Below are 22,066 nucleotides of genomic sequence, written 5' to 3'. Positions count from 1 at the left end.
GAATTTCAGGACTCCGACAAGGTGGCACAGCCGGTTGTAACAGGCTGATGCGTGGCAAGATGGTGGATGGCAAACCAGAGCTGACCGGCGGCGATGCCACCGTCATTGAGCGGCAGGGTTTCGCTGGTCAATACCTGCCGACCGGCGGCTTCGAGCGCGGGCACCAGCTGATCCATCAGCACCCGGTTTTGAAAGACGCCGCCCCCGAGCGCCACCGGATAGCCGGGGAAGCGCTCGGCCAGAGCGATGACCAGCTTGCTGATGGCGCGGATAAAACCGGCGGCCAGGCTGGCGGTGGAGGTGCCTTGGCGCCGCTCACTGACAAGGGTATTGATGAGCTCGGCCCACTCGATATGCAGTGGCCCCTCTGCTGATTGGCTGAGATCAAAGGCGAGGGGGAAGGGCTGTTCATCGGGGGCTAGCCGCGAGGCAGCCGCCTCTAGCAAGAGTCCCGCTTCGCCCTCGTAATCCGGGGTGTCGATCACCCCCAAGAGCGCCGCCACCGCATCGAACAGCCGCCCGATGGAACTGGTATGGGGGGCGTTGCGACCCAACTGCCAGAGCTGGTGCAGATTGCTGATCCGTTCAGCTGGCAACTTGTTGATCAGCGGAATATCGAGGGCGCTGATCTGCTCAGGAATGTGCGATTCAAACAGCAGCCCCAGTAGCTGGCGCACCGGCTCGCGAATGGCCGCCTCGCCGCCGATCAGCTTGAAAGGCTGGAGGCGGGCAACCCGCGTAAAGTCCTTCACATCGGCCAGCAGCAGCTCGCCACCCCAGAGGGTGCCGTCATCGCCAAGGCCGGTGCCATCGAAGGCAACACCCAGCACCGGGCCCGTGATGTTGTGCTCGGCCATCACCCCCAGCAGGTGGGCGTGATGGTGCTGCACCTCGAGGTGGGTTGCACCCTGATCCTGGCAATAGCGTTTGGCCCACTGGTGGCTGAGGTAGCCCGGGTGGCGATCCGAGACCAGAACTTCGGGTTTGAGATCGTAGAGATCGCGAAAGGTCGCCAGGGTCTGCTCGAAGTGCTCCTGCATCGGCAGGCTGTGCAGATCGCCGATATAGGGGCTGTAGATGCGCTGGCGGCCGAAGGCGAGCGCCAGCTGGTTTTTCTGTTGCGCCCCGACCGCCAGCAGCGGCGCCCTGACCGCCTCTTGCAGGCTGGGGGTGCAGGGGGCATAGCCCCGGGCGAGGCGCAACGTCTGGCGTCGCCCGCCTGCCCACTGCACCAGACTGTCGTCGCACGGGTGCAGGATGGGGCGGTTGTGATCCAGGATGCCGTCAATCTCGCTGCCGAGTTCCCTGACCACCGCCTCGCATTCGATCAGGATCGGGCTGCCGCGGCTGTTGGCGCTGGTGGCCACCAGCGGCATGGCGCAGGCATCCAGCAGCAGCTGATGGAGCGGGGTGTAGGGGAGCATGATGCCGAGGTAGGGGATGCCGGGGGCAATCCCCTCGGCCAGCGGCGCGGTTGTCAGTCGGGATTCTGAGAGCCGATCATCGTTAATGCGCTTGCGCAGCAAGGTGATGGGTCTGGCCTGAGAGGCGAGCAGTTGCCACTCGTCTTCGCTGCCGGTGACATGCAGTTTGGCCTCGGCAAGGGAGCCCATCATCACCGCTAGCGGCTTGCGTTCGCGCCGTTTGAGCATTCGTAATCTGGCAACACTCTGTTCATTGCGGGCATCACACATCAGGTGATAGCCCCCCATCCCCTTGACCGCAATCAGCGCCCCCGCTTGCAGGGCGCTTGCAGTGGCCTGCAGGGCATCCTCGCGCTCGGCCAAGGCATCGCCACGGCCATTTCGCCAACTGAGGTGGGGCCCGCACTCGGGGCAGCTCACCGGCTGGGCGTGGTAGCGTCTGTCCAGCGGGTTTTCATAGGCCGCAGCGCAGCGCTGGCACATGGCAAAGCCCGCCATGGCGGTATGGGGTCTGTCGTAGGGGAGGCGGCGGATGATGGTGTAGCGCGGGCCGCAGTGGGTGCAGTTGGTAAAGGGGTAGCGATGGTGGCGATCGTTGGGGTTGGCCACATCGTTGGCACATGCCTCGCACATTCCCTGATCCGGCGAGATGGCGACCGTGGCGGAGCTCTGCTGCTGGCTCGCTTTAATTCGAAACTGGCTATGAAATTGGCCATCGAAGTCGGGATCATGAGCAAGGGGCAGTTCCCGCTCGCTGAAATGATCGATGCGGCTAAGTGGCGGCGCCAGTTCCCGCAGTTCGCGGGCAAAGGCTGTGAGCTGCTCGGCTGAACCTTCTGCGCCTATGGTGACGCCGTTGGCATCGTTCAACACATAACCGGCAAGGCCGTGGCGCAGCGCCAGCCCATAGACGAAGGGGCGAAAGCCGACCCCCTGCACTATGCCGTCGATATGAAATTCGCGGCGCAGCCGGTTGGCCACCGGATTGGCAGAGCCAGATGGGGCGATGGTGGTGCTCATGCCGGCTCCATCTCATCTTGAGTCTGCGGCAGACGCAGCACCCGGCGCTCGTTCTCCTCGCGCCGCACCCAGCCATCCATCTCCATGCGCAGGCAGAACGGAATGGCGTATTTGCGCGACAAACCGGTGATCTCCTTGAGGGATGCCATGTCGATCAGATCTCCCACCTGCTGGCCCGCCAGCACGGCGGCGACCATCTGGTTGTAAAGCTCGGCGTCGTAGTAGATGGGGCCATCGAGCTGCACCAGATACTTGAGTCGCGCCAGATTGCGCAACTGCTTTTGCAACGCGCCTTTTTGTAGCAAGCCCTGCTGCAGGGCCGCGGGCAGCTTGCGGGTGATAAAGGGGTCCAGCTCCACGCCGCCGGGGCCCAGTTTACCGGGCTCATAACCCTCCTTGCCTTGATCTCGCACCACCTTGAGCACCAGCTGTGCCTCTTCCCCCAGATCATCTTCCGACTCTCCGCTGCCCTGCTGCCATTTGTCATGGTGCAGGCGAATGAGCTGCTCGCTTTTGAGCTGCTGGAGCAGGGCCTGAATGACCGGCAGGGCGATGCCAAAGCGGGTCGCCAGCTCGGCGGCGCTGAGCGGTTCGCTGGCCAGCGTGGCCAGCAGCTGGTCGCGGCTTTGGGCCAGCCAGCAGTTATCCAGCAGCCACTCACCGAGGGGGGTGACCTGCTCTGGCTGCTGGTCAAAGCGGCTGGCCAGCACATAGCCATTGAGGCCAAGCTGCAGGGTGGCGGGGTTGTAGCGCTCCAAGTCATCAGGTAGCTCACCCAGCAGGGTGTGCAGCGCCTTGCGTCTGGCGGGATGGATGTCGCCGCACCAGACGATGCGGGCGCCGTGCAGCAGTTCGCTGCTGCCGTGGCGAATGATGGCGAGCGGCTGGCCAAAGAAGCAGGGGATGGGGCTGGCAAAGATCAGCCGCGCCAGCCGGGTGTCCTTGATGGGGACAAAACGGGCCCGGCCATGCCAGCTGCCGAGGGCCACCTCCACCTCCTGCGTGCGCAGTATCTTGTTACTCAGGCTCTCGGCGTTGAGTCGCACGATAAGGTGGGTTGCCGCCTCGCACTGGCCAGCGGCGCTGGTCAGGCAGTGACCGCGGGCCACCTCCTTGTGGGGCACTTTTTTAAGGCCCACCGCTACCCGGCAGACGGCGCCGATCTCGTCGACGCTCTGGTGATAGGCCTGCAGGGAGCGCACCTGCACCTCACGATCGGCGGGGTAGAGGCGCAGCTTGTCCCCCACCTTGAGTCGGCCCTGTTGCAGGGTGCCGGTGAGCACGGTGCCGGTGCCGTTGGCGGTAAAGACCCTGTCTACATAGAGGCGCGGGGCGGTCTGTTCGCGGGCAGCTTGTGAGACTGGCAGATCGGCCAGCTGGCGCACGATGGCGGCGTGCAGGGCCGCCATATTGGCGCCGGTTTTGGCGCTGACGCTGACGATATCGGGCACCATGCCGCTCTCGTCCATTACCCGCTCCAGCAGGCTCTCTTCCAACAGCAAAAGCTCGTCGGGGGAGACCAGATCGCACTTGTTGATGCAGACCAAGAGGCGCGGCACCCCCATCGCCTTGAGCAGGCGCAGGTGATCGCCGGTCATCGGCATCCACCCCTCGTCGGCGGCGATGACCAGCAGCACCAGATCCAGACTCCAGAGCCCCGCCACCATGTTGCGGATATAGCGCTCGTGGCCGGGCACGTCGATGACGCCTATGGTGTTGCCCTGACCGTCGTCAAAGTGGGCAAAGCCGAGATCCTGGGTCATGCCGATGGCCTGCTCGTGGGCACGGGCCGTGGTGATGCCGGTAAGGGCCTTGATCAGCAGGGTCTTGCCGTGATCCACGTGGCCGGCAAGACCGATAACGGCGCGATAGGGGGTCATGGGATCAGGGCTCCTCGGTCGCTTTTGTTGCATTGAACGGGGCGGGCAGCAGCAACTCCCTGAGTTGGGCGATCAGCAGTTCCATCTCGGTCGGCAGCAGGGTCGCCATATTGAGCAGCACCTTCTGCTGGCGCACGGTGGCGATGACCGGTACCGGCAGGTCGCGCAAATCATCGAGCAGCAGCTGGGCCGGGCGCGGGTCGGTGCACTCCAGCGCTGGCGCCGGGTAAAACTCGTCCGGCAAGGTGCCACCGCCCACCACCAGCTGGGCTGGAACCGGCACAAAGCAGCCGGGCAGGGCGGCCATCAGCTGGGAGGCTCTCGCCTGCATGGCTGCCGGGTTGCTCAAGGTGCGCTGGGCGATGCCCTCGCCGACGGGGGATTTGTTGAGCTTGTGGATGAGCAGGCGTTCGAGCAGGGAGTAGACGATGCGGCTCGGGCGGAAGGTGCGCATCATGGGATGTTTTTCCAGCCGCTTGATAAGGTCGCTGCGGCCACTGATGATGCCCGATTGCGGGCCCCCCAAGAGCTTGTCGCCTGAGTAGCAGACCAGATCCGCCCCCGCCTTGATGTACTGGCGCACCGAGGTTTCATCCGGCGCAAACTCTTCGGTGGTCAAGCCGGAGCCCTGATCCACCGCCAGCACCACGTGCTCGGGCAGGGCGCGGGCCACCTCGCCGATATCGGGGGATTCGGTAAAGCCGCGAATGGCGAAATTGGATCTGTGCACCATCAGCACCAGCGCGGTCTGATCGGTGATGGCATCGAGGTAATCTTTGGCGGTAGTGATATTGGTGGTGCCCACCTCCACCAGTTTGGCGCCGGAGAGCGCCAGAATATCGGGAATGCGAAAGCCGCCGCCAATCTGGATCTGCTCGCCGCGCGAGACGATCACCTCGCGCCCCTTGGCCACCTCCTGCAGCAGCAAAAAGAGCGAGGCGGCGTTGTTGTTGACCACCAGCGAATCCTCGGCCTGGGTGAGGCAACGGAGCAGGGGGGCGATCAGCCCCTTGCGCCCGCCGCGCTTGCCGGTGGCGAGATCCAGCTCCAGATTGTTGTACCCGGTGTTGAGGTCACGCACCTCGTCCCACAGATCGGCACTTAACGGCGAACGCCCCAAATTGGTATGCACCAGGGTGCCGGTGGCATTGATCAGCCGGGTTTGACGCTGGCGCAGCTGCTGTCGGCAGCGTTTGGCAATCAGCGCCTCGATCTGCTCGGGGGCGACGCCATGCTGGCGAAAATCTTCGCTCTGGCGCAGCTCGCTCAGGGTATCGCGCACCGCCTGAGTCACCAGCGGGCGGCTCAGCGTCTCGATAAAACCGGCGAGAAAGGGTTGCTGCAGCAGCTGTTCCACTTGCGGCAGACAGCGCGTTTGTTGCTGGCCGGGCTGTTGCTGAGAATCTGGCTGTGAATCGTCGGCAGCCGTACCTGATGCGGGCTGGCGGTGGGGGATGGCTGACGCGTGAGACGAGTTCGGCATGGGATTACCAGTGCAGTGCGTGGGTTCGGGAGGCGCACCGGTTTGCCGATAGAGAGGCCGAGCTGACGGGTTATGGCACTGCTGGCGATTTGCGGATGACTGCAAACTGGGTGCATCAATGAGCGGGTATAAATTAATGCTGCATCGATGCTGATAAATTAATTTTTGGCCAGCGAGATAACCTGAGTTCGGATTATATTGGCAAGCGGCAAGCACCTTTTTTTAAGGTATTACTTCAAACATATTGAACAAACAATGGAAATAAAATCCAGGCCGAAAAATTCAGCGGGAGAGTATTTGTTCAATAGATAAATTTGGCGGAAGAGGCAGGAATCGAACCTGCCAAAGCCTTCTCGGCTCACATCGGTTTTGAAGACCGAGGAGGCCACCAGACCCCATCAACTTCCGTAACAGTCGCCATTTTGTGGCAAATTTCTGTGACTGGCAACGCTTTTTTTGTCATAAAAAAGCGAGAGTTAGCGATTTTTTGAAAAAATCAAAGAACCTTGTTTTATATCAAGTTCAGCACAATTAGCCCGATGTTTTTAATTTAACATCGGGCCTCGATCACATTGCCGGAACCGTCGGTCAATAACGGTCGTTAACAACTCGATAAATAATCACCGGTTGGCGTTGGCAATATTCCACTGATCCAGTTTATCTATTAACAGACTGGTGTCACTGGCGGCATCAAGATGCTGATAAAGATAATCCATCGCCTCGCTCACCATCTCGGTCATCGGGAAGGAGAACGCCACGATGGCCGGTTGTACCCCGACAAAGATCACCTCGGGGACAAAGGTCTTGAGCTCGTCGATCAGGAAATTGAGTGGCATATTGTGGGTCGAGAAGATAAACATCTCGGCGATGGTCTCGGGGGGGATCACCTGCAGGGTTCCCGCCTTCTCGCCGATCTCGGCGGCATCCACCAGCACCACCCGCTCAGGTTGCAGCTCCCGCACCTTGTAGACCACATTTTCCGGCGCGATGCCGCCGTCGATATGGATCCAGCCGGGCAGGGGGGCGGCCTGCAGCTTGTCGGCGAGATAGGGGCCGGCACCGTCGTCCCCCATCATGGCATTGCCCACGGTCAACACGAGATTGCAGCCCATCAGCGGCTCCTTACCATCAGGTACATATGGGGGTCGTTAAAGAGGGCAGTGAGCTGATCCATAAAGGTATTGGTCCAGCCCAGCTCCTGCTCATCGAGCACGCCTTCGGCTTTGCGCAGTCGGTCGAAGGCGCAGGCCAGCATATGGCAGTGCTCGCGATAGATGGTGATCTCGCCAAAGGTGAGAAACCCCTCCATCTTGCGGCGCGCTTCACTCACCTCTGGCAGCTTGGCTACCCAGTCGCGATAACCGGTCAGCGAGCAGACCAGGTCTGCTCGCAGGCAATCGACGATGCCGAGGTGGTGGCCGATGGCGAGGCTGTAGTACATCACCTCCCTGGCCTCTTCCGGCACGTCGAACTGCTCGTCGACGAACTTGCGCGAGAGGCGATAGAAGAAAACCTCGTCAGCCATGTACCGCCTCTCCCTTGCCGGCTGCCCGGTTGAGGCAGGCGTTGGCCAGGTTGTTGACGATCTCTGAGAGGCGCGGATCGTCGTGCTGATCGAGGTAGCTCTGGATGCGTAGATCCACATCCTGCTGGGTTGCCCCTTCGAGCAGGGCCATAAACTCGTCGGCGATGATCTGCCCCTGCCGGTAACCGGCCATGCGGCGCGCTTCGCGCTCGATCATCACCCGAATTTCATTGGGGATGCCGGTGTGGCGCAGCTCGACCCGTTCACCCGGTTGCACCTCGTGGCTGGTGGCTTTGAGTTTCTGCTCAAGCAGACCGAGCGCCACCGCAAAGCCGTAGATGGTGGCCGCCGGTGTCGGAGGGCAGCCCGGAATATAGACATCTACCGGTACGATTTTGTCGGTGCCGCCCCAGACGCAGTAGAGGTCGTGGAAGATGCCGCCGTCACAGCCGCAGGCGCCGTAGGCGATGCAGATCTTGGGATCGGGCGCCGCCTCGTAGGCGCGCAGTGCCGGTACCCGCATCGCCCGGGTCACCGCGCCGGTAAAGAGCAGGATGTCGGCGTGGCGGGGGGAGGCGACCACCTTGATGCCGAAACGCTCGGCATCGAACAGCGGGGTGATGGTGGCGAAGATCTCGATCTCGCAGGCGTTGCAGCCGCCGCAATCGACCCGATAGACATAGGCCGAGCGGCGAATGTCCTTGAGCAGGGTCTTCTTGAGTTTGGTGATCTCGGGATCCTGTGCCAGCGGCACGGCGCGGGTATGGGCATGGCCGACAACCGGTTCTATGCCTTTGATCTTGCTCATCACATCCACTCCTTTTGTGCGGCCATCGGTGTGGCTATCGGTGTGATCAGGGCCGAGTCAGGCTGGCTCAGCATGCTCTGTTTTCGTTTGCAGTCGGGGCAGTGGTGCAGTCGCTCCGGGGTGGCCAGCGGTGTGCCCGCCTGCTTGAGGGTGTCCTCCACCAGCGCCACCAGCTTGCTCGGGGCAAAGTAGGTGCCGCACAGGGTGCAGGGGGCCAGCGCGAAGCGGGCCTCCTCATAGAGATCCGCCTTGTTGGTCACCGCCAGCTCGAACTCGGGTGAGAGGGCGATGGCGCGGGTCGGGCAGACCTCCTCGCAGCGGCCGCAGAAGATGCAGCGTGCCATGGAGATCTCCCAGCGCCGTTCGCCGGTCTCCATGTCCACTTCCATCACCAGTGCATTGGCCGGGCAGGCCTTGGTGCAGGCGGCGCAGGCGATGCACTGATCCGCCTGATATTTCGGTTTGCCGCGAAAATCCCGGTTCACCTCGTAAGGGGCGAAGGGGTACTTGGCGGTCGGGGTGCCAGCCTTGAGGATGGTCTTGAACAGCTTGATCATGATGACCCCTTATTTCAGCGGAGAGTTTTTGCGATCGATGCCGTAGCGCTCGATCTCCTTGTAGGAGACCACGGTGGATTTGCCCTTCTTGGGGTCGACCAGGGTGACCCGGTCGGTACAGGAGTAGCAGGGATCCAGACTGCCGATGATGAGCGGCGCATCCGCCACGGTATTGCCGCGCAGCATGTAGCGCAGAGCAGGCCAGTTGGCGTAGGTGGCGGCGCGGCAGCGCCAGCGGAACAGCTTCTGGTTGTCCCCGGTCATGCTCCAGTGGACGTTCTCGCCGCGAGGCGCTTCGGTAAAGCCCAGCGCAAACTTGCCCGGCTGGTAGGTGAACCCTTCGGTCAAAAGCGGCCCTTCCGGCAGGTGCTCAAGGCCGAACTCAATCATGTCGAGGGAGTCGTAGAGCTCGTGGATCCGCACCAGCACCCGGGATTGCACGTCGCAACCCGCCTTGGTCTGGATCTCCATCGGCAGCTCGCGGTAGCCGGCAAAGTCGTGGACCCGACGCACGTCGCGCTTGAAGCCGCTCGCCCGCACCATGGGGCCGACGCAGCTGAAATCGCGGGCAATTTGCGGCTCGAGCTTGCCGATACCGATGAGGCGGGAGGAGATGTTGGCGGTATCCAGCAGCATGGCCACCAGGGGTTTGAGCTCATCACGGAGCTCCCGCACCAGCTGGGCACCCTTGATGCGATCCTCCTTGAAGATGTCGCGGCGTACCCCGCCAATCAGGTTGAGGCCATAGGTCTTGCGGGCACCGGTCAGCAGCTCGGCCAGGGTCATGGACTTTTCCCGCACCCGGAAGAACTGCATAAAGCCGGTGTCGAAACCGGTGAAGTGGCTCGACAGGCCGATGTTGAGGATATGGCTGTGCAGGCGCTCCACCTCCAGTAGCACGGCGCGGATCATCTTGGCCCGCTCGGGCACCGGAATACCCATGGCGTTCTCTACCGAGGTGGTGTAGGCGACGCTGTGGGTAAAGCCGCAGATGCCGCAGACCCGGTCGGTCAGAAACGCCACTTCGTTGTAGCCCATCCGGGTTTCGGCCAGCTTCTCCATGCCGCGATGGACATAGAAGAGGCGGTAGTCGGCATCGATGATATCTTCCCCATCGACGAACAGACGAAAGTGGCCCGGCTCGTCCGAGGTGATGTGCAGCGGGCCGACCGGCACGATGCGGTTGGCATCACTACCCAGCTCGTTGACGAAGGGGTAGGTCTCGGTGTCGGTGGTGGGCATCGGGCGCTGGCGGTAATCCATGGCGTCCTTGCGCAGGGGGTGGATATCCTCCGGCCAGTCATCCGGCAGTACCAGACGACGTTCGTCCGGCAGGCCGATGGCGCGCAGGCCGTACATGTCGCGGATCTCCCGCTCGCCCCACACCGCCGCCGGAATGGTCGGGGTGATGGAGGGGTACTCCTGGGTATCGGCATCCACCAGCACCTTGACGGTGATCCAGCTCTTGGTGTCGCCCTCCATGGAGAAGACGTGGTAGACGGCGAAGTGGCCGTTGAGGCTGCGCTCGTCATTGGCAAAGGAGAGGGGAAGCCAGCCCCCCAGCTGGTGGAAGATCAGGCTGGCGGTCTCGACCAGACTGGTGGGTTTGACGGTAATGGTGGCCTGATCGGCGGTTTGCCACTCCTCGTCGACGATGGCGTGGGGCAGTTGTGCTCGCACCTGCTGGATGTAGTCGCAGCCGATGCGATCCGAAATGGCGATGGTCATGCAGTTCTCACTTTAATGTTCGGGAATGAGCATTCACAAATGATGAAATCGGAAAAAGTTGCTGTGCTGGCGGGCATGGTTCAGACCCCGACCAGATAGGCGAGCAGCGCCAGCAGGGCCAGCCCCAACCCGTAGCGGGTGAGCTTGTGGGTGCGCACGAACTGGGTGCGGGCCATGGCGTTTTCGATGATGCCGGCCAGCAAAAAGGCCACCAGCAGCTTGCAGGCGAGGATCAGCGCCGCGCCGATGAGCGCAGGCAGACTCCAGTTGGCCGCCTTGCCGAAGGGCAGGAAAATGACCAGAAAGAGCTGCACCACCACCAGTTGCTTGAGGCCGATGGAGAGCTTGAGCAGGGCCAGGCCCGCACCGGAGTACTCGGTGAGCGGCCCCTCCTGCAACTCCTGCTCGGCTTCGGCGCAGTCAAAGGGCAGCTTGCCCATCTCGACAAACACCGCGAAGGCGCAGGCGGCGCCGGCCAGCAGGGTGGCGATGGGCGCGGCCAGCGGCTGGGTCGCCACATAGCTGCTGATATTGCCCAGATCCGAGCTGCCCACCATCATCGCCATGATGAAGCAGGCGAGCACCAGAATGGGCTCCACCAGAATGCCGAGGGTCAGTTCGCGGCGGGCACCGATCCCTGCAAACATGCTGCCGCTGTCGAGCCCCGAGAGGGAGAAGAAGAAGCGGAAGATGGCGAACAGATAGATATCGGTGATGAGATCCCCGGCGATGGGGAAGGGAGACTCATGAGTCAGGGTTGGCAGCGCCATCCCTACCAGCAAGAGGGCGGCGATGAGCAGCGCAGGCATCAGGTTGAAGATGATGCCGGCAGGCTCCGGGGTCACCTCCTGACGGCGCAGGAGCTTGGCGATATCCCGGTAATCCTGCAGCAGGCCCGGCCCCTGACGGGAGTGTATCTTGGCCCGCAGCACCCGGTTGAAACCGGTGGCGAGCGGCGCCAGCGCCAGCATGGCGATGGCCTGGGTCAGGGCGAGGGCAACCATGCCCCAGCTCGGCATTTCAAGAACAGGCATATCAGACTCCTACAGCCATCAGGATAAAGAGCGCCAGCACAACACCGTGCAGCAACCAGCCGGTTGTCCCGCTGGTATCGCTCACCCCGTGCAGGGCGCTGGCCAGATCGAGCTGCGGCTGCTTGCGATAGAGTGGCGCGCAGAGTTGGCGCAAGGTGTGGGTGACACCGCCGGAGGTGAGGCTCATGCGCTCCTCATAGGCGTAACCACAAGCCCACGGGGTGCCAGCGTGACGACGACCCAGCTTGGGCCCCTTGAAGATGGCGAGTACCAGCAGCGGAATCAGGAACAGCCCCAGTAAGGTGATGGCGATAACGGGCGGGGAGAGGATCGCCTGTGAGCTGTCGAGTGGCAGCAGGGTGGCGCCGGTGGCCACGTTCATTTGGCCGCTTACCAAGGCTTGGCCATAGCTGGCGATATGGGGGGCAATCCAGGGGGCGCCCAGACCCAGCACCAGACAGACCGCGGCCAGCAGCAGGGTGCCTGCCACCATGGCGCCCGGCACTTCGCGGGCGTGGCTCGCCTTCTCGCTGCGCGGGGCGCCGCAGAAGCAGATGCCGTAGACCTTGACGAAACACATCACCGCCATGGCGCCGGTTACCGCCAGCATCACTACCGCGAGCGGCGCGACGACAGAGGTGCCGAGTTTGGTCATGGAGAGCAGGGATTGGTAGATAAACCACTCGCTGACAAAGCCGTTGAGCGGCGGCAGCGCCGAGATGGCCATAGCGCCGATGAGGAACGCCAGCGCGGTCCAGGGCATCAGCTTGGCGAGGCCACCCATCTTGTCCATGTCGCGGGTGTGCAGGCGGAACATCACAGAGCCGGTGCCCATAAAGAGCAGGCTTTTGAAGATGGCGTGGTTGAGCAGGTGATAGAGGGCGCCGAGCAGCCCCAGCACTACCAGTGCCGGTTGCTGGTTGGCGATGCCGATCATGCCGATGCCCATCCCCATCAGGATGATGCCGATGTTCTCCACCGTGTGGTAGGCGAGCAGTCGCTTGAGATCGTGCTCGGCCAGCGCAAACAGCACCCCGAGCACTGCCGAGCAGGCACCGAAGATCAGCACCACATAGCCCCACCAGAGCTGGCTGGCGCCGAGAAAATCGATGCTGACCCGCAAGATGCCAAAGAGGCCCAGCTTCACCATCACGCCGGACATCAGCGCCGAGATATGGGACGGCGCAACGGGCTCGGCGACCGGCAGCCAGCCGTGCAGCGGCACGAAACCGGCGCGCAGGCCAAAGCCGCAGAAGCTGAGCAGGAACACCAGAGAAGCCAAGGCGCCCGCCAGATGGTGCTCGCGCAGCGCGGCGAACTCCAGCGAGCCAGATTCGCGGCAGAGCAGCCAGAAGGCGATCAGCACCAGTGCCATGCCGATATGGTTCATCACCAGATAGAGGCGGCTCTGTTTGGCGGCCTCGGGGTTGGTCTTGACCAGCCAGTAGGTGGTGAGGGTCACCAGCTCGTAGCAGAGCAAGAAACCGAGCGCGTTGTCGGCCAGTACCATACCTACCATGGCAAAGAGGAAGAGGTTCATCAGCGCGCCGATGGCCACATCCCCCTTGCCCTGATATTCGCGGATATAGGCAAAGGAGTAGAGGGCGACGGCGACGCCGACGGTGCTAATCACCAGCAGCATCAGCGCGGCCAGCATATCGAGGTGCACCGAGCCCAGCAGCCAGAGCTGGCCGTCGATGGGGGTGCCTTGAGCAAAGATCTGGATGGCGGCGACCAGACCCGCGAGCGAGCCCAGCAGGGCAAAACCGCTATTGAGACGGTTGGCCAGTGCGGGCAGCTTTTGCAGCAGCAAACCGGCGGCAGCGCCCAGCAAAAAGAGCAGGAGCGTAGCCATTACAAGGGGGGACAACATCAGCGAACTCCCTCTGTGGTGGATAAATCGGATGCAGGGAGCGCCGTGGCAGGCGCCGAGAAGGCTGAGGCCCCTTGCGGGTTGGTGTCGGCCGCTTGCTGGCGACGGATACGGGCGGCGCGTTCGGTGTCGCCGTCATTGACCAGCTTCAGTGCCTGGGAGGGGCAGGCTCCGACACAGGCCGGGCCATCGGCGCGAAACTCGCACAGATCGCACTTGACGGCGATGCTGCGCACGCCCGGCTCCCAGCTCAGCAGATCCTCGCCAAAGCAGCGCAGGCCGGCAGAGGTGGAGGGGTTGCTGGAGCGGATGGAGCAGGGGATATAGGTGTCGTAACTGGTGGCCACGGCCACCGGACGGCTGCCGCCGCTCTGGATGGCGCCAAAGGGGCAGGCCACGGCGCAGAGATTGCAGCCGATGCAGAGCGACTCGTTGAGTTGCACGCAATCGCCGGTTTGGCGAATTGCCTCGACCGGGCACACCTTGATGCAGGGGGCATCGTCACAGTGACGGCACTGAACCGGCATGGTCGCCTGCTCGTGTCGCATAACGGTTAAACGGGGGGCTTGCTGCAAACCTTGCGCCTTGTGTACCTCGCTGCAGGCCGCCATACAGGTGCCACAGCCGATACAAAGCTTGGGGTCAGCGATAACGAAGCGGTTCATAGCCTACCTTGTCGTGTCGCGAACGGAGAAAGTAGGGGCAGGTTGGCAAGATACGGGCCAAAATGGTTTTTACAGATAAATTGGTTTTAAGTAGCTGTTTTTAAATGAATAAAAATATTCTCGTGGTTGGGTGAAAGGGCTGGTGTGGCTGTCGAACTGTGACGTTCGTCACTTGTGACGAAGCCGCCAAGAGGGTTCGTCACCTTGGAAAACGCAGCATGAGTAGGGTGCAAAGAACGAAGTGAATTGCACCGCTATCAAATATGTTCGCGGTGCACGGCGCTGCGCTTGTTGCACCCTACGGCTGTTGTGTGAGGGGAAATGAGCTGGTTCGATTTGCCGTGGTTTGCCCCCTTCTCCCCTTGCGGGATAAGGGCTGGGGATGAGGGGGCGGTAATCGGGGTTAACGGAAAAGAAGAGGGAGGCCAATGCCTCCCTCTCTATTTGCTGAGGTTTTCTATGCCATCAAGAGGCCATCAACCCGCCATCAGATATCCACCTGGGATCCAAGTTCGATGACCCGGTTGGGCGGGATCTCGAACTGATCCGGGGCGCGCAGGGCGTTGCGCTGCAGCAGCATAAAGAGCTTGCCGCGCAGATAGAGATACCAGGGGCGGTCTTTCATGATGAGCGACTCGTGGGCCATAAAGAACGAGGTCTCCATCATCCGGCAGCTCAGCCCCTCGGCGTTGCAGCGGTGGAAGATCTCCTCCACGTTCGGGGTTTCGCGCCAGCCGTAGCTTGCCACCACCCGCCAGAAGGTGGGGGAGAGCTGCTCGATGCAGACCCGGCGCACATTGTGGACGTAGGGGACATCCTCCACCCGCAGGGTGAGCAGGATGATCCGCTCGTGCAGCACCTTGTTGTGCTTGAGGTTGTGCAGCAGCGCATGAGGGATCACATTGACCACCCGCGACATATAGACCGCAGTGCCGGCCACCCGGGTCGGCGGGGATTTTTCCAGCGAGGCGATCATCGGCTCCAGCGAGTTGCCGTGTTCGTTCAGGCGACGAATAAGCTGGAAACGCTCGCTCTTCCAGCTGGTCATCACGGTGAACATCACCGCGCCCAGAGTGAGCGGCAGCCAGCCACCGGAGAAGATCTTGGCGAGGTTGGCGGCAAAGAGCGGCACGTCGATACAGAGCAGCGCGGCAAACAGGATGGCCACCAGATACTTGTTCCAGTGCCAGCTGTTCTTGGCCACCGAGCAAGAGAGGATGGAGGTAAGCACCATGGTGCCGGTCACCGCGATGCCGTAGGCCGCCGCCAGATTGCTGGAGTGCTCGAAGCTCATGATGACGATCACCACCGAGATATAGAGCATCCAGTTGATGACCGGAATATAGATCTGGCCGGACTCCTGCTCGGAGGTGTGAACGATGCGGATGGGGGAGAGATAACCGAGGCGCACCGCCTGCCGGGTCAGCGAAAAGACCCCGGAGATCACCGCCTGGGAGGCGATCACCGTCGCCATGGTCGCCAGCAGCAGCAGCGGCACCAGCGCCCATTTCGGCGCGAGCAGGAAGAAGGGGTTGGCAATGGCGGCGGGGTTACTCAGCAGCAGCGCACCCTGACCGAAGTAGTTGAGCACCAGCGAGGGCAACACCACGATAAACCAGGCGAGGCGAATGGGATTTTTGCCAAAGTGGCCCATATCCGCGTAGAGCGCCTCTACCCCGGTGATGGCCAGCACCACGGCGCCGAGGGCAAAGAAGGAGGTGGTCTGGTACTGGACAAAGAAGCGCACCGCCCAGACGGGGTTGAGCGCACCCAGCACTTCGGGGTTGTGGATGATGCCGCGCAGTCCCAGCACCGCCAGCGTCATAAACCAGATCAGCATGATGGGGGCAAACAGCTTGCCCACCATGGCGGTGCCATGTTTCTGGATGGCAAACAGCATGGTCAGCACCAGCACCGAGAGGGTGACGATATAGGGGTCGAGGGCGGGGGTGAGAATGCTCAGACCCTCGATGGCCGACATCACCGACATCGCCGGTGTGATCACCACCTCGCCATAGAAGAAGCTGCCGCCAATCAGGCCGAGGATGATCAGCAGCGGCGTCCAGCGGGTAGAGGCGTTGCGGGTTGCCAGCGACATCAGGGTGAGAATGCCACCCTCGCCGGCGTTGTCGGCCCGCATCACAAAGGAGAGGTACTTGACCGACACCACCAGGATCAGCAGCCAGAAGATCAGCGAGAGAAAGCCGAGAATGGAGGCCGGCTCGACGCCGAACCCGAATTGACCTGACAGGCACTCGCGCAAGGTATAGAGCGGGCTGGTGCCGATATCGCCATAGACTACGCCAATCGCCGCCAGCATGACGCCGGACATGGCTTGTTGTTTATCACAGTTCATGAGTTCATCTTGTCAGTTTGATGTTTACACGTTTGCCACAGCAGATCGCCCCGAACACATCAGGTATGTGTGGATACAACATCGGGGGGAAATCAAAGGATTGCGATGGGAAGGGAGCTAATCGGATATAAAGATGCGTTTCATGGGACACAGTCTGTTCATCTGTCGTTAAGCTTATAATGACACACACTCTGCGGGTTCATGCTCAGGTATAAATAATCAAAACGCCCTTTTGAGTAAGGTTATTAATTGGCCGTTGATTGAAATATTCACCCGCTCTGCGGGCAACCGTTTGTTTTATCTGGGGAAGCGCTTTGGTCGCTATTTTTTATCGGGCTGAGTGAAAAGTAGACGATAAAATAGTGACTAATTAATTGCTGGCAGGATGGCAAAGGGGAGGGCGTTGGGTAGCAATGGAGTCTTTATTTGGAAGGAGAAAATGTAGGGTGCAATGAACGAAGTGAATTGCACCAAGTATTAAAATAGGCAAGAGGTGCAATGCGCTGCGCTTATTGCACCCTACGGTAATTATTACTCTCCATGATAGTGCTTCAATAAAAAGTAGCGGTCAGGACTATTTTTAACGCCGCTCACTTTACCGACTATTTTAAATCCCATTTTTTCATAAAATTTGGGTGCCTGAAATGAGAGGGTATCGACTTGAGCAGCAATACATCCCCGTTTTTGTGCCTCACGTTCAGCAATCTCCATTAATTGAATGCCGAGACCCTGTCCTCTCTTGTCATTGTGTACCCAAAGCACTTCGATCAACAGTTGATGATAAATAGTTCGTCCGGCAATGCCACCGACAACTTCGTCATTATCATCATGAATGGCAACAATTAAAGGTAGGGAGCGCTCCTCACCCATTTTATCAAAGTTAAATTGTCTAAGGTTATCAACAAGAACATTGAAAATGCCATCTTTATATTCATTGTATATCTTTATATTCATCAACTTTGACTCCATTCGAAATGCTATATGGCATGGCATGCTTTTCGGCAAGATAGTTTATTTTAATGATAGAACTAGCGCTATGAATTCGGATTTCTTTTGGCGGTATTCGCCCTGTGATAGCCCTTCACATGATTGTTTGAGTGCATTGTATTGATGTGCCAATTTGGTATTTTCTTTTAACTTATCACGGAAAGTCAAAAAGAACTCGAATTTGGAGCCATTGGCGACAACTTGTAATGCGACATTATCACCAGTAGTAGATTCTAACATGCACAGTTCTGGAGTTCTCAATGTGTCTATTTTTTCTTGGAGCTTCATTTTCGCCAATAACAAATCAACTGAAAAAGCAAGCTGGCTAGTCTCGACGCCGACGAATATATCTAAATCTCCTTTGGAAATCGCATTCGGGATAGAGGATGAGCCAACATGTTCAACTCTCGCGTTAGGAATAATTTTTTGTATATCTATCTTGTATCGGGAAAACAGCTCATTGCAAGACTGCTGGTATTTTTCTGCATTATAAAATATCATACCTTCTCCAAGGATACATTGTTATTAATATTCTGATTTTCTGCAGACTTGATAGTTGCTGATATCAATTTTTCGAAGATGTCTTGTTGACCAGCTGGGAGTAACTGATTTTGAATCATCCTTCGAGTATCCACATCAAATAATCTTTCTGCGAGCCAACCAATTAAATACATCAGAGAAAGACATCCTCCTGCAGTTGCAATATTACCATTAACAACTAGAGGTAAATCTAGTACATCACCACCAAGTGATTCCAAAGTAACTTTTGCATCAGGATTTGTTGTCATTTTTTTATTTTTAAGTAATCCCAGTTCATGCAAAATGAAGGAGCCTGCACATATTGAACCTATAAGCTGTTTGCTGGGGTCAAGTATTAATGAGGACATAAACTCATGATTCTTCATGGCTGCAGGGATACCACGTTTACCGCTAGTGATGAGTATGACATCTTGTTCAACAACCTCAGAAATCGCACCGTCAGTTTTCACTGCAATGCCAAGGTGAGATTGGTGAAATGGTTTGGTACCTAAAATTTTCACGGACACAACGGTCAGTTGTCCTGCCAAGCAAATCGTACATCAAGAAAAAATCTACATCTGTAAAATCATCAAATAAAACAATGCCTACCTTATACATATATCACCTATAAAATATTTGGCTCTTAATTTATCTGAGCAACGGTTAACCAGCCCTATATTATTTTTTATATGCATGGAGCTCGACCCTAATGGAGCTGGTTGCCAAGTGGCACATATTAACCGGAGGGATAGAAAACTGAAGGGGCAGGGGCCTAAAACCGGCTCTGGCTCAACAAATCAGTCAATAAGTGGCCTGTTTTTGTTCGGTTTTACTTGATGATGGCCTGCCAGCTCGATAGCAAAACCAAACAACTTGGCCGCCGCTCCAAGCCATTTTTGCATGCTGCACAGCCCATTTTTGGCCCTTGCTATGGTTTTTCTCCCCGGCTTTCCTTCCTCCGCTTGCCCGGTTTAGGGCGGCCGATCCTGGTTGCAAACGCCTTCGCACGGCTCCGTTATACGGCTGGGGCAGGGGCTGATCAGCCGGTGTCGAGCTCGTCACTTTTGTCGTGTCGATCACACTTCCCACCCCGTCGTCACCCTCGTCAGGGGTGGCATTCAGCACGTTTTTATTTCTGATTACTTCTTTATTTTCAGTCGCTTGTGAATTTTTATCGCGCCATTCGCCTGTTTTGGTCTGATAAATGCTTTGTGGGGGGCTGGCCGCCTCTTTGCCTGTCGGCGGGCGGCCCGGTGTAACGAACCATTTAGGATCCCTCTCTATGAACAGCTTCGTGATTGCAGATCCCAGTCTCTGTATTGGGTGTCGTACCTGTGAGGTGGCCTGCGCCGTTTCACACCAGTCAGGGTCTTGCAGCGGGACCCTTGAGCGGGAGGGCGGCCTGCATCTTGCCATCGAGGATGGACATCTGGTCTCCAAGGACAGCTACTTTCAGCCGCGCCTGAAGGTGATCGTGGGCAGCAAGGTGACCACGCCGGTGCTCTGCCGCCAGTGTGAAGACAAGCCGTGCGCCATGGCCTGCCCGAACAATGCCATCGTCAGCGAGGATGGTTGCGTCAAGGTGTTGCAGGAGCGCTGCATCGGCTGCAAGTCCTGCGTTGTGGCCTGTCCTTACGGCGCCATGGCGGTGGTACTCAAAGAGGTGGCACCCGCTGCCGATTCGCTCTTCAAGCGTCCGCAGACCAAGGCGCAGGCGCTCAAGTGCGATCTCTGCCGTCACCGCGAGGCGGGCCTGGCCTGTGTCGAGGTGTGTCCGACCCAGGCGCTGCGGCTGGTCACGCCGGAGCATCTTGAAAACCTGAACCGGCAGAAGCAGCTGGCCAGTGCCGAGGCACTGCTGGCGATGCCGGCGCGGGTATGAGCGGGCTTGCCGAGCCGTTTTTCGTTAACAAACAAGAGTGTGAGTCATGAAAAAAGTCATTACCGTGTGCCCCTATTGCGGCACCGGTTGCAAAATCAACCTGCTGGTTGAAAACGACAAGGTGGTGGGGGCCGAAGGCGCCAACGGCCGGACCAACGAGGGGCAGCTCTGCCTCAAGGGCTATTACGGTTGGGATTTTTTGAACGACACCAACCTGCTGACCCCCCGTCTCAAGAGCCCGATGATCCGCCGCGAGCGCGGTGGCAAGTTCGAGGCTGTCTCCTGGGATGAAGCGATCGAGTTCGCCAGCAGCCGTCTCTCTGCCATCAAGGCGAAATATGGCCCGGACGCCATCATGACCACCGGCTCTGCCCGTGGCCCGGGCAATGAAGCCAACTATGTGATGCAGAAATTTGCCCGTGCGGTGATTGGGACGAACAACGTCGACCACTGCGCGAGGGTGTGACACGCACCCTCAGTCTCCGGTCTGGAGACAACTGTAGGCAACGGCGCCATGAGCAACGCCATTCCCGAAATTCAAGAGACCAAGTGCCTGCTGGTATTTGGTTACAACGCTGCTGACTCTCACCCCATCGTCGCCCGCCATATCCTCAAGGCGAAGGCAAACGGGGCCAAGGTGATTGTGTGTGATCCCCGCATGGTGGAGACCGCCCGCATCGCCGATCAGTGGCTGCCGCTCAGAAACGGTTCCAATATGGCGCTGGTTAACGCTTTCGCCAACGTGTTGATCAATGAAGGGCTCTACAACAAGGCATTCGTCGCCAACTACACCGAAGGGTTCGAGACCTTCAAGGCGACGGTGGCCAAGTACACCCCGGAATATGTGGAGGGGATCACTGGCCTCAAAGCCGCCGATATCCGCGCCGCCATTCGCACCTATGCCGAGTCGCCTGCGTCCATGATCCTGTGGGGCATGGGGGTGACCCAGTACGGTCAGGCGGTGGATGTGGTCAAGGGGCTGGCGGGTCTGGCGCTGCTGACCGGCAACTTTGGTCGTCGCGGCACCGGCTGCGGGCCGGTGCGCGGTCAGAACAACGTGCAGGGCACCTGTGATATGGGGATGCTGCCGCACCAGTTCCCGGGTTATCAGTCGGTGGCCGATCCCGCCATCAGCGCCAAGTTCGCCAAGGCGTGGGGCGTGGAGTCTCTGTCCCAGAAACCCGGCTATCGCCTGACCGAGCTTGGCCACAAGGTGGAGGAGGGCAAGTGCAAGGCCTTCTACATCTTTGGTGAAGATCCGGCCCAGACCGAGGCAGATCTCGGTCAGTTCCGCCGGACTCTGGCGGGGATGGAGCTGGTGATCGTGCAGGATATCTTCATGACCCAGACCGCCGAGATGGCGGATGTCATTCTGCCCGCCACCAGCTGGGGCGAGCATGAAGGGGTCTACAGCTCGGCGGATCGCGGCTTCCAGCGCTTCTACAAGGCGGTGACGCCCCCTGAGAATGTGAAGCCGGACTGGGCCATCTTCTCGTTGATGGCGACCGCCATGGGTTACCCCATGGAGTACCACAACACCGAAGAGATCTGGGACGAGATGCGTGCGCTCTGCCCGCTCTACGCCGGGGTCAGCTACGACAAAATGGCCGATCTCAAGAGCGTGCAGTGGCCTTGCCCGACCGAGGATCACCCGGGCACCAGCACTCTGTTCGAGGGGAATGTGTTCACCACCCCGAGCGGCAAGGGTCAGCTGATTGCCTCCGAGTGGCGGCCGCCGCTGGAGCAGCCCTGTGCCGAGTACCCGCTGGTGCTCTCCACCGTGCGCGAGGTAGGTCACTACTCCTGCCGCTCCATGACCGGCAACTGTTCGGCGCTGCAGACCCTGGCCGATGAGCCGGGCTATGTGCAGATCCACCCGAGCGATGCCAAGAAGCTCGGGGTGAAGGATCAGGCGCTGGTCTGGATCTCGTCGCGCCGTGGCAAGGTGATCACCCGGGCCAACTACAACGACCGGGTCAACGCCGGGGTGGTCTACATGACCTACCAGTGGTGGATCGGGGCCTGTAACGAGCTCACCATCGAGCACGTCGATCCCGTCTCCCACACGCCGGAGTACAAGTACTGTGCGGTGAAGATTGAGCGCATTGACAATCAGCCTGAGGCGGAAGTGTACGTCCAGACTGAATACAGCGCGCTCAAGGCGAAATTGCGCAGCGCAGCCAAAGGCTGACCCGCCCTAAAAAAGGACGTTCTGCACAAATAAGGGAACCCGACTCGGATTTATCGAGTCGGGCACCCTTTTATTACCCAAAAACAGGGGATAAATGATGCAACATGAAATTGGTCGCTTATTCGGAATTTTCT

The 22,066-nt window shown here is 59.5% G+C and carries 16 protein-coding genes, 1 tRNA gene and 1 pseudogene; 2 read left to right on the top strand and 16 right to left on the bottom strand.

What is annotated here, in order from left to right; all coding sequences use genetic code 11:
* Window positions 1-5: 5 nt before the first annotated feature.
* From hypF to WE862_RS15475, 16 genes and pseudogenes are all read right to left on the bottom strand, one after another.
* Window positions 6-2,444 carry a carbamoyltransferase HypF gene (gene hypF, locus WE862_RS15550; RefSeq protein ID WP_042029436.1) on the bottom strand — a complete coding sequence of 813 codons (2,439 nt, stop codon included), beginning with the start codon at window positions 2,442-2,444 and terminating at the stop codon, window positions 6-8.
* The gene (gene selB, locus WE862_RS15545) at window positions 2,441-4,324 is read right to left on the bottom strand and encodes a selenocysteine-specific translation elongation factor (RefSeq protein WP_042029434.1); all 1,884 of its coding nucleotides are present in this window, start codon (window positions 4,322-4,324) and stop codon (window positions 2,441-2,443) included. The genes hypF and selB overlap by 4 nt, the downstream gene beginning before the upstream one ends.
* Before the next feature lie 4 nt (window positions 4,325-4,328).
* Window positions 4,329-5,807: an L-seryl-tRNA(Sec) selenium transferase gene (gene selA / locus WE862_RS15540; protein ID WP_042029433.1), complete on the bottom strand. Its 1,479-nt coding sequence runs from the start codon at window positions 5,805-5,807 to the stop codon at window positions 4,329-4,331.
* A 315-nt stretch (window positions 5,808-6,122) separates the two neighbouring features.
* Window positions 6,123-6,214 (bottom strand) — tRNA-Sec (locus tag WE862_RS15535).
* Between the two features lie 213 nt (window positions 6,215-6,427).
* Window positions 6,428-6,919: a hydrogenase maturation peptidase HycI gene (gene hycI / locus WE862_RS15530; protein ID WP_042029432.1), complete on the bottom strand. Its 492-nt coding sequence runs from the start codon at window positions 6,917-6,919 to the stop codon at window positions 6,428-6,430.
* On the bottom strand, window positions 6,919-7,332 hold the full coding sequence (locus tag WE862_RS15525; RefSeq protein ID WP_042029431.1) for a formate hydrogenlyase maturation HycH family protein: 414 nt from the start codon (window positions 7,330-7,332) through the stop codon (window positions 6,919-6,921). The genes hycI and WE862_RS15525 overlap by 1 nt, the downstream gene beginning before the upstream one ends.
* On the bottom strand, window positions 7,325-8,140 hold the full coding sequence (locus tag WE862_RS15520; protein WP_042029429.1) for an NADH-quinone oxidoreductase subunit B family protein: 816 nt from the start codon (window positions 8,138-8,140) through the stop codon (window positions 7,325-7,327). The genes WE862_RS15525 and WE862_RS15520 overlap by 8 nt, the downstream gene beginning before the upstream one ends.
* A complete protein-coding gene (locus WE862_RS15515) occupies window positions 8,140-8,697 on the bottom strand; it encodes a formate hydrogenlyase complex iron-sulfur subunit (protein WP_005345227.1) in 558 nt (185 codons plus the stop codon). The genes WE862_RS15520 and WE862_RS15515 overlap by 1 nt, the downstream gene beginning before the upstream one ends.
* A gap of 9 nt (window positions 8,698-8,706) precedes the next feature.
* Entirely contained in the window at window positions 8,707-10,425 is a 1,719-nt protein-coding gene (locus WE862_RS15510; RefSeq protein ID WP_042029427.1) for an NADH-quinone oxidoreductase subunit C, read from the bottom strand.
* An 80-nt stretch (window positions 10,426-10,505) separates the two neighbouring features.
* A complete protein-coding gene (locus WE862_RS15505) occupies window positions 10,506-11,459 on the bottom strand; it encodes a respiratory chain complex I subunit 1 family protein (RefSeq protein WP_042029426.1) in 954 nt (317 codons plus the stop codon).
* A 1-nt stretch (window position 11,460) separates the two neighbouring features.
* Window positions 11,461-13,332 carry a hydrogenase 4 subunit B gene (gene hyfB / locus WE862_RS15500; protein WP_042029425.1) on the bottom strand — a complete coding sequence of 624 codons (1,872 nt, stop codon included), beginning with the start codon at window positions 13,330-13,332 and terminating at the stop codon, window positions 11,461-11,463.
* A complete protein-coding gene (locus WE862_RS15495; protein ID WP_005351526.1) occupies window positions 13,332-13,997 on the bottom strand; it encodes a 4Fe-4S dicluster domain-containing protein in 666 nt (221 codons plus the stop codon). The genes hyfB and WE862_RS15495 overlap by 1 nt, the downstream gene beginning before the upstream one ends.
* 487 nt (window positions 13,998-14,484) lie before the next feature.
* A complete protein-coding gene (kup, locus tag WE862_RS15490; RefSeq protein ID WP_042029424.1) occupies window positions 14,485-16,353 on the bottom strand; it encodes a low affinity potassium transporter Kup in 1,869 nt (622 codons plus the stop codon).
* A gap of 531 nt (window positions 16,354-16,884) precedes the next feature.
* Entirely contained in the window at window positions 16,885-17,307 is a 423-nt protein-coding gene (locus tag WE862_RS15485) for a GNAT family N-acetyltransferase (protein WP_042029422.1), read from the bottom strand.
* 57 nt (window positions 17,308-17,364) lie between these two features.
* Window positions 17,365-17,841 (bottom strand): GrpB family protein, encoded by a 477-nt coding sequence (locus tag WE862_RS15480; RefSeq protein WP_042029421.1) that lies wholly within the window; start codon window positions 17,839-17,841, stop codon window positions 17,365-17,367.
* Window positions 17,838-18,477, bottom strand: a pseudogene (locus tag WE862_RS15475) (DJ-1/PfpI family protein). Before WE862_RS15475 ends, WE862_RS15480 begins: the two are co-directional and overlap by 4 nt.
* A 664-nt stretch (window positions 18,478-19,141) precedes the next feature.
* Here WE862_RS15475 and WE862_RS15470 point away from each other — a divergent pair.
* Complete coding sequence (locus WE862_RS15470) at window positions 19,142-19,741, top strand: 4Fe-4S binding protein (protein ID WP_042029418.1); 600 nt, start codon at window positions 19,142-19,144, stop codon at window positions 19,739-19,741.
* 46 nt (window positions 19,742-19,787) lie between these two features.
* On the top strand, window positions 19,788-21,932 hold the full coding sequence (gene fdhF / locus WE862_RS15465; protein ID WP_082035404.1) for a formate dehydrogenase subunit alpha: 2,145 nt from the start codon (window positions 19,788-19,790) through the stop codon (window positions 21,930-21,932).
* Window positions 21,933-22,066 lie beyond the last annotated feature (134 nt).

This window comes from Aeromonas jandaei, from assembly GCF_037890695.1.
GTDB lineage: Bacteria > Pseudomonadota > Gammaproteobacteria > Enterobacterales > Aeromonadaceae > Aeromonas > Aeromonas jandaei.
The sequence above is the reverse complement of the archived record's forward strand: the minus strand, read 5'-3'. Positions and strand labels throughout refer to the sequence as shown.

What these genes read in the sequence shown, in the direction of transcription:
- WE862_RS15520 (WP_042029429.1), bottom strand. Translation starts at nt 8,140, where the DNA reads ATGAGCAAGATCAAAGGCATAGAACCGGTTGTCGGCCATGCCCATACC.
- selA (WP_042029433.1), bottom strand. Translation starts at nt 5,807, where the DNA reads ATGCCGAACTCGTCTCACGCGTCAGCCATCCCCCACCGCCAGCCCGCA.
- WE862_RS15525 (WP_042029431.1), bottom strand. Translation starts at nt 7,332, where the DNA reads ATGGCTGACGAGGTTTTCTTCTATCGCCTCTCGCGCAAGTTCGTCGAC.
- kup (WP_042029424.1), bottom strand. Translation starts at nt 16,353, where the DNA reads ATGAACTGTGATAAACAACAAGCCATGTCCGGCGTCATGCTGGCGGCG.
- WE862_RS15510 (WP_042029427.1), bottom strand. Translation starts at nt 10,425, where the DNA reads ATGACCATCGCCATTTCGGATCGCATCGGCTGCGACTACATCCAGCAG.
- WE862_RS15505 (WP_042029426.1), bottom strand. Translation starts at nt 11,459, where the DNA reads ATGCCTGTTCTTGAAATGCCGAGCTGGGGCATGGTTGCCCTCGCCCTG.
- hypF (WP_042029436.1), bottom strand. Translation starts at nt 2,444, where the DNA reads ATGAGCACCACCATCGCCCCATCTGGCTCTGCCAATCCGGTGGCCAAC.
- WE862_RS15470 (WP_042029418.1), top strand. Translation starts at nt 19,142, where the DNA reads ATGAACAGCTTCGTGATTGCAGATCCCAGTCTCTGTATTGGGTGTCGT.
- WE862_RS15515 (WP_005345227.1), bottom strand. Translation starts at nt 8,697, where the DNA reads ATGATCAAGCTGTTCAAGACCATCCTCAAGGCTGGCACCCCGACCGCC.
- WE862_RS15480 (WP_042029421.1), bottom strand. Translation starts at nt 17,841, where the DNA reads ATGATATTTTATAATGCAGAAAAATACCAGCAGTCTTGCAATGAGCTG.
- hyfB (WP_042029425.1), bottom strand. Translation starts at nt 13,332, where the DNA reads ATGTTGTCCCCCCTTGTAATGGCTACGCTCCTGCTCTTTTTGCTGGGC.
- WE862_RS15495 (WP_005351526.1), bottom strand. Translation starts at nt 13,997, where the DNA reads ATGAACCGCTTCGTTATCGCTGACCCCAAGCTTTGTATCGGCTGTGGC.
- hycI (WP_042029432.1), bottom strand. Translation starts at nt 6,919, where the DNA reads ATGGGCTGCAATCTCGTGTTGACCGTGGGCAATGCCATGATGGGGGAC.
- WE862_RS15485 (WP_042029422.1), bottom strand. Translation starts at nt 17,307, where the DNA reads ATGAATATAAAGATATACAATGAATATAAAGATGGCATTTTCAATGTT.
- selB (WP_042029434.1), bottom strand. Translation starts at nt 4,324, where the DNA reads ATGACCCCCTATCGCGCCGTTATCGGTCTTGCCGGCCACGTGGATCAC.